Annotated in this window: 10 protein-coding genes; 6 read left to right on the top strand and 4 right to left on the bottom strand. The window is 68.2% G+C overall.

Features of this window, described 5'->3' with window-relative positions; all coding sequences use genetic code 11:
• The first annotated feature begins 2 nt into the window (after positions 1–2).
• Both pgsA and AC1RNC_RS10225 read left to right on the top strand, forming a co-directional pair.
• Positions 3–620, top strand: coding sequence for a CDP-diacylglycerol--glycerol-3-phosphate 3-phosphatidyltransferase (gene pgsA / locus AC1RNC_RS10230; protein ID WP_492885905.1), 618 nt, complete (start codon positions 3–5; stop codon positions 618–620).
• Positions 621–720: 100 nt separating this feature from the next.
• On the top strand, positions 721–2,502 hold the full coding sequence (locus AC1RNC_RS10225; protein WP_492885903.1) for an SLC13 family permease: 1,782 nt from the start codon (positions 721–723) through the stop codon (positions 2,500–2,502).
• A gap of 317 nt (positions 2,503–2,819) precedes the next feature.
• Here the strand turns inward: AC1RNC_RS10225 and AC1RNC_RS10220 are convergent, their stop codons facing one another.
• Positions 2,820–3,029 carry a hypothetical protein gene (locus tag AC1RNC_RS10220; RefSeq protein WP_492885901.1) on the bottom strand — a complete coding sequence of 70 codons (210 nt, stop codon included), beginning with the start codon at positions 3,027–3,029 and terminating at the stop codon, positions 2,820–2,822.
• A gap of 296 nt (positions 3,030–3,325) precedes the next feature.
• Between AC1RNC_RS10220 and AC1RNC_RS10215 the strand changes: the two genes are divergently transcribed.
• On the top strand, positions 3,326–3,535 hold the full coding sequence (locus tag AC1RNC_RS10215; RefSeq protein ID WP_099575950.1) for a cold-shock protein: 210 nt from the start codon (positions 3,326–3,328) through the stop codon (positions 3,533–3,535).
• A 145-nt stretch (positions 3,536–3,680) separates the two neighbouring features.
• On the top strand, positions 3,681–4,895 hold the full coding sequence (locus tag AC1RNC_RS10210; RefSeq protein ID WP_492885899.1) for a patatin-like phospholipase family protein: 1,215 nt from the start codon (positions 3,681–3,683) through the stop codon (positions 4,893–4,895).
• Between the two features lie 48 nt (positions 4,896–4,943).
• Here AC1RNC_RS10210 and AC1RNC_RS10205 read toward each other — a convergent pair whose 3' ends face one another.
• The gene (locus AC1RNC_RS10205) at positions 4,944–8,204 is read right to left on the bottom strand and encodes a hypothetical protein (RefSeq protein ID WP_492885897.1); all 3,261 of its coding nucleotides are present in this window, start codon (positions 8,202–8,204) and stop codon (positions 4,944–4,946) included.
• A gap of 360 nt (positions 8,205–8,564) precedes the next feature.
• On the opposite strand from AC1RNC_RS10205, the gene carB reads away from it, so the two are divergent.
• Complete coding sequence (carB, locus tag AC1RNC_RS10200) at positions 8,565–11,864, top strand: carbamoyl-phosphate synthase large subunit (RefSeq protein ID WP_492885895.1); 3,300 nt, start codon at positions 8,565–8,567, stop codon at positions 11,862–11,864.
• Between the two features lie 101 nt (positions 11,865–11,965).
• Here the strand turns inward: carB and AC1RNC_RS10195 are convergent, their stop codons facing one another.
• Positions 11,966–13,099, bottom strand: coding sequence for an alkaline phosphatase (locus AC1RNC_RS10195; protein ID WP_492885893.1), 1,134 nt, complete (start codon positions 13,097–13,099; stop codon positions 11,966–11,968).
• A gap of 103 nt (positions 13,100–13,202) precedes the next feature.
• Positions 13,203–13,739: a hypothetical protein gene (locus tag AC1RNC_RS10190; RefSeq protein WP_492885891.1), complete on the bottom strand. Its 537-nt coding sequence runs from the start codon at positions 13,737–13,739 to the stop codon at positions 13,203–13,205.
• 166 nt (positions 13,740–13,905) lie between these two features.
• Here AC1RNC_RS10190 and AC1RNC_RS10185 point away from each other — a divergent pair, with 166 nt between their 5' ends.
• Positions 13,906–15,657 (top strand): DUF6311 domain-containing protein, encoded by a 1,752-nt coding sequence (locus tag AC1RNC_RS10185; RefSeq protein ID WP_492885889.1) that lies wholly within the window; start codon positions 13,906–13,908, stop codon positions 15,655–15,657.
• Positions 15,658–15,691: the final 34 nt, after the last annotated feature.

The raw sequence follows: 15,691 nt of genomic DNA, 5'->3' as shown, positions 1-15,691 counted from the left end.
CCATGAAGAACCTGCCCAATATCCTGACCGGCTCGCGCCTCGTGATGGCGCTGTTCATGTTCGTCGCCCTGGCGGCCGCGGCGGGCGCCGTGCCGTATCTGAGCGAGACCCTGACCGCGGAGACCCAGCTGCGGCTGGAGCGCTGGGCGTTCTACGCCTTCGTGGTGGCCGCGGTGACCGACTTCTTCGACGGCTGGCTGGCGCGCAAGCTGGACGCGGTCAGCGTCTGGGGCGCGATCCTCGACCCGATCGGCGACAAGATCCTGGTCTGCGGCGCGCTGCTGGGCCTGATGGCCCTGGGCCCCAACGCCATGGTCGTGCTGCCGGCCGGCCTGATCCTGTTCCGCGAGTTCGCGGTCAGCGCCTTGCGTGAAGTCGGGGCCGGCAAGGGCGTCAAGCTGCCGGTGACCCTGCTGGCCAAGTGGAAGACCACCCTGCAACTGGTGGCCATCGGCGCCGAACTGATCCTGGCCAGCTGGGGCGCGTTCGGCCTGTCGCCGGAGCCCAGCGTGATGGGCGGCTTCACGATCGTGGCCCACGGCCTGCTGTGGCTGGCGACCCTGGTGACCCTGATCACCGGCGCGCAATACTGGGAAGCGGCGCGCAAGGCGCTGGTTTAGGGCTGAGCGGCTTCACTCCTCCCCCTCCTGGGGAGGAGAGTTTGAACCATCCCCGTCATTCTCCCGTTCCCCCCAGGCACAGCTTCGGGGAAGACTCTCAGTGACACTACACCAAGGCCTCGCGTTCGGTCTGATCGCGGCCACCATCGCCGCGTTCGTCTGGGGGCGGTGGCGCTACGACCTGATCGCGCTGGGCGCGCTGGCGGCTGGCATGGCCATGGGCCTGATCCCGGTGAAGGAGGCCTTCAACGGCTTCGCCAACGACATCGTCATCATCATCGCCAGCGCCCTGGTGCTGAGCGCCGCCGTCGCGCGCTCGGGGATCGTCGACCTGGTCATGGCCCCGCTGCTGCCCAGGCTGAAGGACGAGCGCACCCAGGTTCCCGTGCTGGCCGGAACCACGGCCGTGCTGTCCATGGCCACCAAGAACGTCGGGGCCCTGGCCCTGATGATCCCCAGCGCCCTGCAGATCGCCCGCCGCACCGGCGTGTCGCCCGGTCGCCTGCTGATGCCGATGAGCTTCGGCTCGCTGGTCGGCGGGCTGGCCGTGCTGGTCGGCACCTCGCCCAACATCATCGTCTCGGAGGTGCGCCAGGAAGCCCTGGGCCAGCCGTTCCGGATGTTCGACTTCTTCCCGGTCGGCGGCATCCTGACGCTCATCGCCATCGCCTATCTGTCCTTCGCCTACCGGCTGCTGCCGCGCGACCGCAAGGCGGCCATCGACGTCGACGCGGCCCTGGCGGCCAGCGCCTATGTCACCGAGGTCGAGGTCCCCGAGGGCTGGAGCTTTCAAGCCGGCAGCGTCGGCGCCCTGAAGAAGGCCGCCGAGGGCGCGGTCTCGGTGGTCGCCATCCTGCGCGGACGCAAGCGGATCGCGGCGCCGCACGCCAACCTCAAGATCCATCCCGGCGACGTCCTGTTGCTGGAGGGCGAGCAGCAGGAACTGAACCAGCTGATCGTCGCGGCCAAGCTGCGGCTGCGCGACGCCGACCGGCCGGTGGCCATGAACGAGCCGACCGAGGAGGTCCGCGTGGTCGAGGCGGTGATCGGCCGCGAGAGCGACCTGATCGGCCAGTCGGCGCGCAGCGTCACCCTTTCCGACACCCATGGCGTCAACCTGCTGGGCGTGTCGCGCAGCGGCCACCGCATGGCCGGCCGCCTGGCGACCATCCGCCTGAAGGCCGGCGACATCCTGGTGCTGCAGGGGGCCGAGCAGTCGCTGCCGGGCGCCTTGCAGGCCTTGGGCCTACTGCCGCTGGCTGAACGCGAGGTGCGGCTGGGCGGGGTGCGGCACGCGCTGCTGCCGGTGGCGATCCTGGCGGTGGCCATGGCCCTGGTGGCGACCGGCGTCGTCCCGGTGGCGGCGGGCTTCTTCGGCGCGGCGGTGCTGGTGGTGGCCGTCGGCGCCCTGCGGATGCGCGAGGCCTATGCCGCCCTCGAGGCGCCGGTGCTGGTGCTGGTCGCGGCCCTGATCCCGGTCAGCGACACGGTGCAGAAGACCGGCGGGGCCGATCTGATCTCCGCCTGGCTGTCGGGGGCCTTCCATGGCCTGCCGCCGATCGCCACCCTGACCGCGATGATGGCCGTGGCCATGGCGGCCACGCCGTTCCTGAACAACGCCGCCACGGTGCTGATCGCCGCCCCGATCGGCATGGGCGTGGCCCAGCGGCTGGGCCTGTCGCCCGACCCGTTCCTGATGGCCGTGGCGGTGGGAGCGGGCTGCGATTTCCTCACGCCGGTCGGCCACCAGTGCAACACCCTGGTGCTGGGTCCCGGCGGTTATCGGTTCGGGGACTACGCCCGGCTGGGCGCGCCGCTCACCGCGCTGATCCTGCTGATCGCGCCCTGGCTGATCGCCTGGATCTGGCCGTTCGTGAAGTAGGGGCGGGGTTGTCTCTCCTCCTCCTGCTGGGGGAGAGGGACCGCCGAACGGTGGCGGAGGGGGTCAGCGCCGCGCCATGGCGCCCGCGCCGTCCCCCTCCGTCTCGTCGCGTATCCGCGCCGATCCAACTCCCCCAAGAGGGGAGGAGAGTCTTTTCAGCGCCGCGAGCCTCTCAGGCTCGGGCGCCCCGTCCAGCAGCGCTGACCGCTCTTCCGGCTCGCGCTCGGCCCGCATCATCGACGCCAGCCAACTGGCGCCCGTCTCCCGCAGAACCATCGTCGTCTCCTCGCGATGATGCTTCTGAGAATGAATTGCAATTACGAGTCCCGCAAGACCGATTTCGCGCTGATCGAGGTCTTCGAGCGGACCGCGCGTCGGCGGGAGTCCTCGCGCTCCAGCGGCGTCCTCACCTCGGCCGCCTGGCGGCGCTGGTCGGGCGTGCCGGTGACGTCCAGCCGCCGGGCGTTGGCGAGCAGGGTCTTGAGCTCGGCGTCGCTGAGGGTGGAGATCTTCTCGATCAGGGTCATGCCGAAGCTCCGGATGTCGTGGGGCGCCAATTTGGCGAACGGTAGAGTCCGCCCGACAGGCAACGCTTGAAGCCAAGCCTGGGTCCGGGATTCCCGTTAAGTAGACCGGAAATTCCGGCCTTGATTTCTGAAATAAAATCGCCGATTGTGGGCTATCGAATTCGCTGCCGCTCGGCCTGCTATTCCTTGCTCCCGTGGTGGAGCGCCGGACGCGCCTTCCGAACTTCCAACGAAATTTGATCGTCGATCGGGACGTTTTCGGCCGACGAACACACTTGTCTACAAGGATACTCACCATGGCTACTGGCACCGTGAAGTGGTTCAATTCCACCAAGGGCTTTGGCTTCATTCAGCCGGACAACGGCGGCGCGGACATCTTCGTGCACATCTCGGCCGTCGAACGCGCGGGCCTCGGCTCGCTGAACGAAGGTCAGAAGATCTCGTTCGAGCCGGAAGTCGACCGCCGCAGCGGCAAGACCTCGGCCGGCCAACTGCAAGCGGTCTAATCGACCCTCGCAGTCGGACCCACGGGTTCAAGTCAACAGGCCAGCGCTCGCGCTGGCCTGTTTTCGTTTGGGGATCCCCTTCTCCCGCGAGGGGAGAAGGGAATGGGTCTTGACGCCGCCCGGCCGCGCAGCTTTCCAATCTTCCATGGTCAGGCTGCTCGCCCTCCTCTTCGCCGTTCTCGCCCTGGCCGCCTGCGGATCGCTGCCGCGCGACGTGTTCACGGTCAACGACCTGGCGGGCGAGGCCCCGCAGGGGCTGGCCGACATCCGCTTCAACGCCAGCGACGCGGACGCCAGCATCCGCTTCGCCGAGGCCGCCCGCACCCGCCGCGCCAGCCAGAAAACTTTCGACGTCCTGGCCATTTCCGGCGGCGGCTCGAACGGCGCCTATGGGGCGGGGGTGCTGGTGGGCTGGACCAAGACCGGCCAGCGGCCCGAGTTCGACATCGTCACCGGCGTCTCGACCGGCGCCTTGACCGCGCCTTTCGCCTTTCTCGGCCCCGACTGGGACCGCCGCCTGACCGAGGCCTACACCAGCGAGGCCGCGGCCAAGATCCTGGAGCGGCGGGGCATCGACCTGCTGTTCCGTCCCGGCTTCTACGACACCAAGGCGCTGCGGGGCCTGGTCGAGAAATATGTCGACCCGCCGATGCTCTACGCGATCGCCATGGAGCAGGCGCGCGGCCGGCGCCTGCTGATCGCCACCACCAATCTCGACACCGAGGAGACGGTGATCTGGGACATGGGGGCCATCGCCGCGCGGGGCGACGACGCCTCGCTGAAGCTGTTCCAGGACGTGCTGGTGGCCTCGGCCAGCATCCCCGGCGTCTTCCCGCCGACCCTGATCCAGGTCGAGGGCAGGGGCCGGCGGCTGTCGGAAATGCATGTCGACGGCGGCGTCTCGATCCCGTTCTTCGTGGCCCCGGAATCGCTCCTGCTGTGGACCGCGCCCAAGACCGGAGAGGCCCGGCCCGGGCGGATCCGGGTGATCGTCAACGGCAAGGTCGGCGGGGCCTTCGGCTTCACCAAGGGCGGCACCTTGTCGGTGGTGGGCCGTTCGTGGCTGACCATGAGCAAGGCCTTGCTGCGCACGCACCTGACCGCCAGCGCCGCCTTCGCGCGCCGCAACGGCGGCAACCTGGTCTATGCGGCCATTCCCGACGACGCGGCGCTCGACACCTCGGGCCTGGATTTCAGCGCCGACAATCGCCAGACCCTGTTCGACCTCGGCCGCCGGCGGGCCGAGATGGAGGTCGCCTGGACCGAGCCCGCGATCCCCGAGGCCGCGCCGTCGGTCGCTCCCGTCGCCGCCGCGCCTCTGGTGGGCGCGCCTGCGGCGGTCCCGATGCTCCGCCCGTAGATCTGGCTGGCCCCCCGCCTGAGCGGCCGCGGGACCAGCCGTTGACCGTCAGAGCGTCAAGACCGCACCGGCGACGCTCGAAGCCGCCAGGTTCAGCGTGCCCACCAGCTTGACCGCATAGTCGACACCGGTCGTGAAGGTGGTGTTGTCGCTGTGATCGAGCACGACATAGGTGTCACCGCCGAACACGAACCACTTGACCACCGGCGTTCCCGCGCCGGTGGCGCTGGCCGCGGCGGCGTCAAGCGAGGCCGCCAGGGAGCCGCCCGCCGCGACCGCCGCGCCCAGAGCGCCCGCCGTTGGCGCCTGGCCGGTGAAGGTGATCGTATCCGCGGCTCCCATGCCCGTGATCGCCGTGAAGCTGGCGCTGCTGGCGGTCGCGGCGCTGAAGGTGACGCCATCGGCGCCCGAACCCACATCGATGGTGTTGGCGCCGCCGCCGACGGAAATCGCGTCGGCGCCCGTGCCGGCCGTGACGGTGTGGTTGCCCGTCGTGGCGGTGTAGCTGTTGGCGCCGTTCCCCAGGCTGACGATGTTGTTCAGGCCGTTCGAACCCGTCACGTTGTCATTGCCCGAACCGCCAGTGTAGGTCACCGCGCCGCCGGTCGCCAAGCTGAAGGTGACCGTGTTGGTTCCCGTGGCCGAGCCCTTGATCGCCGCTGCCGCCGTGAGGGCGCCCGAGGTGAAGCTGAAGCCGCCCAGCGTGATCCCGCTGGCGTCGACACTGGTCAGCGCCGTGCTGTCGGCGGTCAGGGTCAGGCCGGCGTTGCCGCTGACGTTGATGGTCTTGATGTCGCTGTTCCGCCAGGTGACGAGGTCGTTGAACCCGCCGGTGGGAGTCGCCTGGGTGTCGGTGACGGTGATGTTGGCCGTCTCGACGCCCGTGGCGGTGATTCCGGTCGACGCGAAGCTCACGCCGGAGTTCGAGCCGTCGGTCAGCTGCAGGTTGATGCTGTCGGAGCCGCCGCCGAAGTTGCCCGAACCGAGCGTATAGGCCGTGCCGGCGCCGGTCAGGACGACGGTGTCGGTCGAGACCAGACCGTTCAGGGTCAAGCCGTTGCCGCCGCTGGTCGAGACGTGGTGATAGTTGCCCAGGATTCCCAGATCGATCGTCTGGTTGGTCGCGCCGGTCAGCTGCAGGCGCTCGAAGTTGGTGACCAGCGTGGCGAACGTCCCGGACCCCGAGGCCGTCGCGGCTTGAGCGGCCGTCATCTTCAGGATGTCGATCCCACCCGTGCCGCCATTGATGGCTTTGGTGACCGTGTTGTTCGTCAGGGTAACGGTGTCAGCGCCCGTGCCGCCGGTGAAGGTGGCGTTGGCGCCGTTGATGGTCACAGTGTTGGCGCCGGTGGTGGCCGCCGTGTTGACCGAGGTCACGGTCGCGCCCGACAGGTCCGCCACGATGCCGGCCGCCCCGGTGACCGTCACGGTCGCCAGAGCCGTCATGCCCGCCGTGCTGTTCAGGGTGAGCTGGCTGGCGCCCGCGAGGTTCAGCGTGGTGAGGCCCCCGAAGGTGAGGTTGGCCAGGGTCGAAGCCTGGGCGCCGGTCGTGGCGTTGACCGTCGTGTAGATGTCGGCGTCGTCCAGCGTGCCGCCCGTCGTGCCGTTGAGCGTCAGGGCCAGGGTCAGGGTCTTGTCGCCGGGCGCCAGGGTGCTGCTGTTGTCGATGATCAGGTTGTCGCTGGTATGGGCGGCGCTGAAGTTCGACAGGGCGTTGCTCGTGATGTTCACCGAGGTCGCGCCGTCGACGGTGATCGAGGTGATCGTGGCCTTGGTGGCCGAACCGGCGGCGATCAGGTCGTTGATGGTCACGGTGTTGGCGTTGACGCCCGAGACGCCGGCGGCCTGGGTGATCGCCGTGGGGCCCTTGACGGTCACCGCGGTTGTCGTGGCCTTGCCGTTGACGGTGACAGCGCCCGTGGTCTGGGTCGTGGCGTTGGCGTTGCTGTTGACGGCGTTGACGGTGACCGTCGTGCCGCCGGTCACCGTGACGGCGCCCAGCGTGGAGGCGGAGGTCGAGTTCACGTTGACGACGATCGCGCCGGTCGGGGCGGTCGTACCGCCGACGGTGATGGTTCCGGTCGTGCCGTTGTTGGCGTTGACGGTGACGCCGGCGCCGCCGTTCACCGCCACGTTGCCCGCGGCCAGGGTATTGGCGGTGACGGTTGCGGTCGAGCCGGCGCCCGCGTTGACGGTCGCCGCGCCGGTGCTCGTGACGTTCAGTTGGGTGACCCCGGTCCAGCCCGAGACCACGGCGGCGGTGTCGACGGCGCCGCCGGCGACGATGTTAACGGTCTCGATCCCGGTCACCGTCGACGCCGGCACGGTGAAGCCGCCCGTGGCGTTGATCGTGAGGGTGTCGGCGCCCGCGCCGCCGTTGAGGTTTTCGGTGGCGTCAAACGTCCCGTTCGGGGCGGTGAAGGTATCGTCCGTGGCGGCGCCGACGAGTGTCTCGGCGCCGGCCGCCAGGGTGAACGACAGGGGGCTCGGCGTCGTCGGCGTCGTCGGCGTGGTGGGCGTCGTCGGCGTGATCACGGTCGGGCCGCGATCGATGGCCTTGCCGGTGCCGTGCGAGAACGAGTCGACGGTCGGCTCGTAGGTCTTGGTGATGTCGGTGTTATAGGTCGCCGTGCCCTGGGCCATGGCGACCATGAAGTTGTTGGCGGCCGCGGCGTAGATGCCGACGTCCGACTTGATCGCTTCACCCATCAGGTAGCCCGCCGTGGCGGCCTTGAGGGCCAGGTCGATCTCGGCGGCGGTCGCGTTCGGCTTGATCATGCCGGCCGACTGGGCCGTGGCCAGGATCGCGTCCTTGCGCGAGATGATGTCGGCGATCGCGTTCGCGACATTGACGCCGGCCGCGGTGGCGTACGAGCCGCCGATGATCGTCTGATAGATCGAGGCCACATAGTCGGCGAAGCTCATCGCGCCGTACTTGCCAGCGAAGCTCGTCGCGCCTTCGCCGATGACGCCCAGGTTGGCGGCGAAGTTGATGTAGCGGTTCTCGATGTTGAACTTGGCGTAGTAGCCGTCGTTCAGGTCGGCCTGATTGACCGACGAATTGACCAGGTAGTCGACGCCGACCTTGGTCGGGCTCTTGCCCGTGAAGAACTGGTAGCTGAGGATCGCCAGCGCCGTGCTGTTGTCGGCGCTGTTGACGATGTTGCCGAGGATCTGGGCGTCGGTCATCTGACCGTTGGCGCTCAGCACCGCCACGACCTGGAAGTTGGCCGCCGTCGCCGCATCGGGCGCAACGCCGTCGTGGACGGCCGTCCACGCCTGCGAAATCTGCTCGTATGTATAGGCCATTCGAGTCGTCTCCCAATATTATGATAAATTTATTGGATTTGACTATGATGGGTTCGCGTTAGAAGTGCGATGACGAAATAAATTATGGTTTCTCAATTCCATAATTATTCGAAATGTTGAGATGGCTTCGGCATGTGTGTTGACGCAATAAATTAGAGTTTGTGCTTAAGCTTTGAGTGGCACAAGCTTAAGCTTGTGCATGCCTTCCAGCGGATGCGCGCGCGGCGCGCCCGATAACCATGCTCCGCCGTTCCGGGGTTGCGCCGGGCCGACTCCGTCTCTAAACGGGCGGCTTAACCTGCAAGATGGTCGACAGCGGGCGCGCGGATGTGCGCGACCGTGTCTTTGCGCGAGTTAGCCATGCCCAAGAGAACAGACCTTTCCTCGATCCTGATCATCGGCGCGGGCCCGATCGTCATCGGTCAGGCCTGTGAATTCGACTATTCGGGCGTGCAAGCCTGCAAGGCGCTGCGCGCCGAGGGCTATCGCATCATCCTGGTCAATTCGAACCCGGCCACGATCATGACCGATCCGGACGTGGCGGACGCGACCTATATCGAGCCGATCACGCCGGAGATGGTCGCCAAGATCATCGAGAAGGAGCGCCCCGACGCGCTGCTGCCGACCATGGGCGGCCAGACCGCGCTGAACACCGCCCTGGCGCTGGAAGCCGACGGCACCCTGGCCAAGTACGGCGTCGAGATGATCGGCGCCAAGGCCGAGGTCATCGACAAGGCCGAGGACCGCCAGAAGTTCCGCGACGCCATGGACAAGCTGGGCCTCGAGAGCCCCAAGTCCAAGGCCGCCCACAACATGGACGAGGCCCGCGAAGGCCTGGCCTTCGTCGGCCTGCCGGCGATCATCCGTCCGTCGTTCACCCTGGCCGGCACCGGCGGCGGCATCGCCTATAACCTCGAGGAGTTCGAGGAGATCGTCGAACGCGGCCTCGACCTGTCGCCGACCACGGAAGTCCTGATCGAGGAAAGCGTCCTCGGCTGGAAGGAATACGAGATGGAAGTGGTCCGCGACACCGCGGACAACTGCATCATCGTCTGCTCGATCGAGAACATCGACCCGATGGGCGTCCACACCGGCGACTCGATCACCGTCGCCCCGGCCCTGACCCTGACGGACAAGGAATACCAGTGGATGCGCGCGGCCTCGATCGCCGTGCTGCGCGAGATCGGCGTCGAGACCGGCGGCTCGAACGTCCAGTTCGCCCTGAACCCCAAGGACGGCCGCATGGTCGTCATCGAGATGAACCCGCGCGTGTCGCGCTCGTCGGCCCTGGCGTCCAAGGCCACCGGCTTCCCGATCGCAAAGGTCGCCGCGCGCCTGGCCGTCGGCTACACCCTGGACGAGCTGAAGAACGACATCACCGGCGGCGCGACCCCGGCCTCGTTCGAGCCCTCGATCGACTACGTCGTCACCAAGATCCCGCGCTTCGCCTTCGAGAAGTATCCGGGTTCGGAGCCCCTGCTGACCACGGCCATGAAGTCGGTCGGCGAGGTCATGGCCATCGGCCGCACCTTCAAGGAAAGCGTTCAGAAGGCCCTGCGCGGCCTGGAGACCGGCCTGTCGGGCTTCGACGAGGTGGAAATCCACGGCGCCGACGATCCGGACACCGGCAAGGCCGCGGTGATCCGCGCCCTGGGCACCCCGACGCCGGACCGCCTGCGCGTCATCGCCCAGGCCTTCCGCCACGGCCTGACCGTGGAAGAGGTCAACGCCGCCTGTTCCTATGAGCCCTGGTTCCTGCGCCAGATCGCCGAGCTGATCCGCCAGGAAGGCTGGGTCCGCGCCGGCGGTCTGCCCAAGGACGCCGCCGGCTTCCGCGCCCTCAAGGCCCAAGGCTTCTCCGACGCCCGTCTGGCCAAGCTGACCGGCTCGACCGAAGGCGCCGTGCGCGCCCTGCGCCAGGAGCTGTCGGTCCGCCCGGTGTTCAAGCGCATCGACAGCTGCGCCGGCGAGTTCCTGGCCTCGACGCCCTACATGTACTCGACCTACGAGACCGGCGCCCTGGGCCAGGTTCCCGAGTGCGAGAGCGAGCCGTCCGACCGCAAGAAGGCGGTGATCCTGGGCGGGGGTCCCAACCGGATCGGCCAGGGCATCGAGTTCGACTACTGCTGCTGCCACGCGGCCTTCGCTCTGGACGCGATTGGCGTCGAGTCGATCATGGTCAACTGCAACCCCGAGACCGTCTCGACCGACTACGACACCTCCGACCGCTTGTACTTCGAGCCGCTGACGGCCGAGGACGTGCTGGAGCTGCTGCATGTCGAGATGAGCAAGGGCGCGCTGGCCGGCGTCATCGTCCAGTTCGGCGGCCAGACCCCGCTGAAGCTGGCCCACGCCCTCGAGGAAGCCGGCATCCCGATCCTGGGCACCAGCCCGGACGCCATCGACCTGGCCGAGGACCGCGAGCGCTTCCAGCAGCTGCTGGACGGCCTGAAGATCGCCCAGCCCGAAAACGCCATCGCCCGCACCTGGGACGAGGCCCGCGCCGCCGGCGAGGAGATCGGCTTCCCGTTCGTGATGCGTCCGTCCTACGTGCTGGGCGGCCGGGGCATGGAGATCATCCGCGACCACGAGCATCTGGAACGCTACATCGCCAACACCGGCGAGATCTCGTTCGAGCACCCGATCCTGCTGGACCACTATCTGAGCCGCGCCACCGAGGTGGACGTCGACGCCCTGTGCGACGGCAAGGACGTGTTCGTGGCCGGCGTGCTGGAGCACATCGAGGAAGCTGGCGTCCACTCGGGCGACTCGGCGTGCTCGATGCCGCCCTTCTCGCTGAAGGCCGAGACCATCGAGGAGCTGAAGCGCCAGACGGTGCAGATGGCCCTGGCCCTGAACGTCCGTGGCCTGATGAACGTGCAGTTCGCCATCGAGGAGCCGCACTCGGCCAATCCGCGCATCTATGTGCTGGAAGTGAACCCGCGCGCCTCGCGCACGGTGCCGTTCGTGGCCAAGACCATCGGCCAGCCGGTCGCCGCTATCGCCGCCAAGATCATGGCCGGCGAGACCCTGGCCAGCTTCGGTCTCAAGGACGTTCCCTACGATCACATCGCGGTCAAGGAAGCGGTCTTCCCGTTCGCCCGCTTCGCCGGCGTCGACACGGTGCTGGGCCCGGAAATGCGCTCGACCGGCGAGGTCATGGGCCTGGACTGGAAGCGTGAGGGCGAGGCCGACATGGCTCCCGCCTTCGCCCGCGCCTTCGCCAAGAGCCAGCTGGGCGGCGGCGTGAAGCTGCCCCGCAAGGGCGTGGCCTTCGTCTCGGTCAAGGAAAGCGACAAGCCCTGGATCGTCGAGCCGGTGAAGCTGTTGCAGGCGGCCGGCTTCACGGTGCTGTCGACCGAGGGCACCCGCGCCTATCTGGCCGAGCAGGGCGTCCAGGTCGACTATGTGAAGAAGGTCCTGGAGGGCCGTCCGCACATCGTCGACGTGATGAAGAACGGCGGCGTCCAGCTGGTGTTCAACACCACCGAGGGCAAGCAGGCCCTGGAGGACAGCTTCGAGATCCGCCGCACCGCCCTGATGATGAAGGTGCCGTACTACACGACCTCGGCCGGAGCCCTGGCGGCGGCGCAAGCCATCGCCGGCGCCCCGGAAGAGGCGTTGGAAGTCCGCCCGCTGCAGAGCTACGCGGCGGAGTAGGGGAGCCTTCCCCGCGATGCGGGGGAGTTCCAAATTCTTGTCATCCCGGACAGCCTCTTCGAGGCTTCCGGGATGACAAGAAGAACAGGGCCGCTCAGGCCCTACTTCGCGTCCTTCTTCCAGCCCCAGGCGTCCATCATCACGTCGAACAGGTGGGTGTTGGGGAAGTAGCCGCGCACGCGCTCGGACCCGGGGCCGGTGGCCAGGGCGGCGACTTCCTCGCCCGTGTGGCTCCGGTTGACCATGACGTTCTTGAGGCGGATGACGTCCTCGTCCTTCTGGCTGGCCTTCCAGGCCTCGTAGCCTTCCAGCAGCGGCTCGCCGCGCCGGCCGCCGTCCACCTGCAGGCCGAAGGAGTGGTCGGCGGTGAACACCAGCAGGGTGTCCTTCAGGTCGACGCGCTTTTCGATCTCGGCGATCAGCTTGTCGAAGTCGACGATGTGCTGCAGGCCCTCGCGCGGATCGTCGGTGTGGGCGTCCCACTCGACCACCAGCAGATAGCCCTTGGGCGAGCCCTTCAGCAGGTCCAGCGCCCGCAGCGTCGCCGCGCGGGTGTCGATCTCGTCGGCCACGACCACCGGCCTGGCGTTGGCGGACGGGGCGTCCTCCAGCCGGGCGTAGATCGGACGCTCATGCGCCTTGGCGATCTGGTCGAAACCGGTTCCCGCCGTGGCCAGCTGCTGACCGATCTTGGCGCGGCCGGTCCCGAACAGCACGTCGACCCCGTCGCCATAGCGGGGGGCGAAGGCCTGCTGGAAGATCTCGCCCCACTTCCCGCGATCGTTCGAATGGGCGTAGGTCGCCGCCGGCGTGGCGTCGGTGATCGGCTGGGAGGTGACGACGCCAGTGCGCAGGCCGCGCTCCTCGGCGTATTCCAGCAGGGTCTTGGTCGGTTCGCCGTCGGTCTTGCCGCGCACGGCGGCGGGCGACTGGCTGATCACGCCGTTGCGGGTCTTCACGCCGGTCATGATCGCCGACATGCCGTTGGCCGAGTCCGAGACGAACTGGTCGACGGGCGAGGTCTCGCTGAGGCCCAGATTGGGCCACTGCTGGACGTGCAGCTTCAAGGGCTCGCCATAGCCCAGCAGGCTGGCGGCGTGCACCGACGGAACGCCGCCCGCGTCCGCCAGGAACAGAATCACGTTCTTGGCCTTCTGAGGGGAGACGGGCTCCGCCAGAACGGGCGATCCGATCGCCAACGACAATGAGGCGGCGACCAAAAGACCTTTGAACATAGGCGTCTCCCAGGGAAGCAAGGTTTCGATGGAGACGGCTTCTAGCGGCTGTGGCGCGCGATCGGTGTGACATGAGTATGACAGCGCGCCCGAGGCCGTCGACCTACTCGCGGGCCCCGCCGCGCACGGTGTAGCAGTGCCGCCGCCCGGCCTCGCTGCCGCAGAAGCCGGGCTCCATGGTTCCGGCGTGCAGGGTCACGTACTGGTCGCGGCGGCACTCGAACCAGGCCTTCTGAAACGCGACGTGCTCGACGTCCTGGTGGAACACCGGCTTTTGGTCGACCGTGTAGAACCGCACCATGCTGGAGAGGCCGCCGAAGCTGCCGCGGCCGTTGACCAGGCCGCAGATCTGGCCGGTGCGGGTGGACCACACCGCGCCCAGTTCCAGCGGCAGGGTTTGGTTCAGCCGGCTGTCGAGATTGGCCTGCACGATCCGCCACTCGGTCTGGGCCAGTGGGCGATAGCGGGCCAGTTGCTCGGGACGGGGCCGGGGCAGGAAGGCGTTGGCGCGCTCGAACAGCGCCAGGTCGAAGCCGGTGAACAGGAGGACCCCCAGCATCCCGACCACGGCCAGGCCTGAGAAGATCAGCGGCGTCCACAGCCGCCGTGTCGTCCGCGTTCCGAAATCCCGCACCGCCATGGCCTGGCCTCCATTCGTTCCCGAGGGAGGTTTGGCGGGGATTTTAAGAATTACAAGTCTAAATTATTTACAGATGTAATTATCTTCGGCGACACCCGGACGTCGCCAGGGCTGCGCGGGGCCAAGCTTCGATGTTAAGCAGGTCGTCGAGTACTCGGGGGAGCGCATGGTTTCGTTCAAGGTCGATCCCAAAAGCGATGGGAGCCGGATCCTGTTCGCCCTGGCGGCGACGCTGATCCCGGTCGTGCTGTGCGGCTTCATGTTCGGCTTCGACATCGCCTTCGCCCATGCCGCGTTCTGGACCCGGCCCAAGGGCGACATGGCCGTGATGAACGCGGGCTACGAGGCCTTCCTTCGCCAGCCCTGGCATTGGCCGCTGACCGCGGTGAGCGGGCTGGGCGACAAGCCGATCTCGATCGTCTTCACCGACAGCATCCCCTGGCTGTCCCTGATCCTGAAGGCGACGGGCCTGTCGCATGTGTTCAACCCGATCGGCCTGTTCCTGCTGCTGTCCTATCCGCTGCAGGCCTGGAGCATGATCGCCCTGCTGCGAGCCCTGGGCGTCACCGACCGCTGGACGCTGCTGCTGGGTGGGCTGATGGCGCTGATGGTTCCGGCCTGGATCGCCCGACAGTTCGGCCACATCGCCCTGTCGGGCCATTGGATCCTGCTGCTGGCCCTGACCCTGTCGGTGCGGTCGGCGCGCGAGGGGCTGACCTGGCGGCGGATCGCGGGCCTCGCGGCGCTGCTGGCCCTGGTGGTCGGGGTCCATGCCTATCACCTGCCGCCGGTCGGGGCGCTGTTTGGCGCGGCCCTGCTGGCCGAGCTGCTGCAGCGCCGGGCCGGCGCCGTGGCGCGCGTCGCCGGAGCCGCGGCCCTGGCTTGCGCGGCGATCGCCGTCTCGGTCTGGTTTCTGGACTACCAGGACGGCCGGGGCTGGACGGGCGCGTCGACGGCGCTGGGCCTCTATTCGATGAATCTGGTCGGGCCGTTCTGGCCACAGGCCTCGACCCTGGCTGGCCAGGCCTGGAACGGCTCGTGGTACGAGGGCGTGATGGACGCCACGGGCGGTCAGAGCTTCGAGGGCTTCCAGTACTTGGGCGCGGGGGCCTTGCTGCTGGTCCTGGCCATGGCTGGCTTCCAGGCGACCCTGGCCGTGCGCCGGCGCGGCGTCTCCAAGGCCTTCTGGGTGCGCTGGGCGCCGATGACCCTGGCCCTGCTGGGCCTGACGGTCTGGGCGGTGGGCTGGTCGGCCTACGCCTTCAAGACCCACGTCTATGACCTGCCGCGGCCCAAGGGCGAGATCGCCGAGGTTATCGGCGGCTTCCGCGCCTACGGGCGGTTCTTCTGGGCGGTCGGCTACCTGCTGCTGGCGCTGGGCGTCACCTGGGCCAGCCGCCTGCCGCGCCGGACGGGGATGGCGGTGCTGGCCGCCGCCCTGGCCGTGCAGGCCGTCGACACCAGCGGGCTGCGCCACGGCGTGCGCGAGACCTTCGCTTCGCTGGATCCGCTGAGCTATCCGGTCGCCCTGGTGTCCAGCCCGAAAACGGCCAACCGGCCCTGGGTCTTCGTTCCGACCTACTACTGCTCGGCCAACTGGCGCGACCTGCGGGTCATGCGGCAGATGTTCCAGGCCATCGGCCGCACTGGCGGCACGGGCAACACCTTCCCGACCGCGCGCGACAGCGACCCGCCCTGCATCGTCACCCGTCCCGAGACCTTCGTCGACGCAGCCCCCGGCGATCGGCGCATCACCGTCGTGGTGGCTGACGGCGTGACGCGCGGCGGCGTGCTGGAGCCGGTCGCCAAGCGCACCGACTGCCATCGTTTCGGCTCCGGCGTGGCCTGCGGCCGCGACCTGGCGGGGATCCCCGGCCTGACGCCGGTGAAGCCCGGCGAGCTGGCGGCGGTCCCCTAGAGCTTTCACCCTCCAAGCTTTCGTCCTGGCGTTT

The organism is Caulobacter sp. GW822-FHT01G02 (assembly GCF_058802865.1).
The sequence above is the reverse complement of the archived record's forward strand: the minus strand, read 5'-3'. Positions and strand labels throughout refer to the sequence as shown.

Excerpts from the sequence above, each read along its gene's own strand:
- pgsA (WP_492885905.1), top strand. The coding sequence starts at position 3 with ATGAAGAACCTGCCCAATATCCTGACCGGCTCGCGCCTCGTGATGGCG.
- AC1RNC_RS10220 (WP_492885901.1), bottom strand. The coding sequence starts at position 3,029 with ATGACCCTGATCGAGAAGATCTCCACCCTCAGCGACGCCGAGCTCAAG.
- AC1RNC_RS10215 (WP_099575950.1), top strand. The coding sequence starts at position 3,326 with ATGGCTACTGGCACCGTGAAGTGGTTCAATTCCACCAAGGGCTTTGGC.
- AC1RNC_RS10210 (WP_492885899.1), top strand. The coding sequence starts at position 3,681 with ATGGTCAGGCTGCTCGCCCTCCTCTTCGCCGTTCTCGCCCTGGCCGCC.
- AC1RNC_RS10205 (WP_492885897.1), bottom strand. The coding sequence starts at position 8,204 with ATGGCCTATACATACGAGCAGATTTCGCAGGCGTGGACGGCCGTCCAC.
- carB (WP_492885895.1), top strand. The coding sequence starts at position 8,565 with ATGCCCAAGAGAACAGACCTTTCCTCGATCCTGATCATCGGCGCGGGC.
- AC1RNC_RS10195 (WP_492885893.1), bottom strand. The coding sequence starts at position 13,099 with ATGTTCAAAGGTCTTTTGGTCGCCGCCTCATTGTCGTTGGCGATCGGA.
- AC1RNC_RS10190 (WP_492885891.1), bottom strand. The coding sequence starts at position 13,739 with ATGGCGGTGCGGGATTTCGGAACGCGGACGACACGGCGGCTGTGGACG.
- AC1RNC_RS10185 (WP_492885889.1), top strand. The coding sequence starts at position 13,906 with ATGGTTTCGTTCAAGGTCGATCCCAAAAGCGATGGGAGCCGGATCCTG.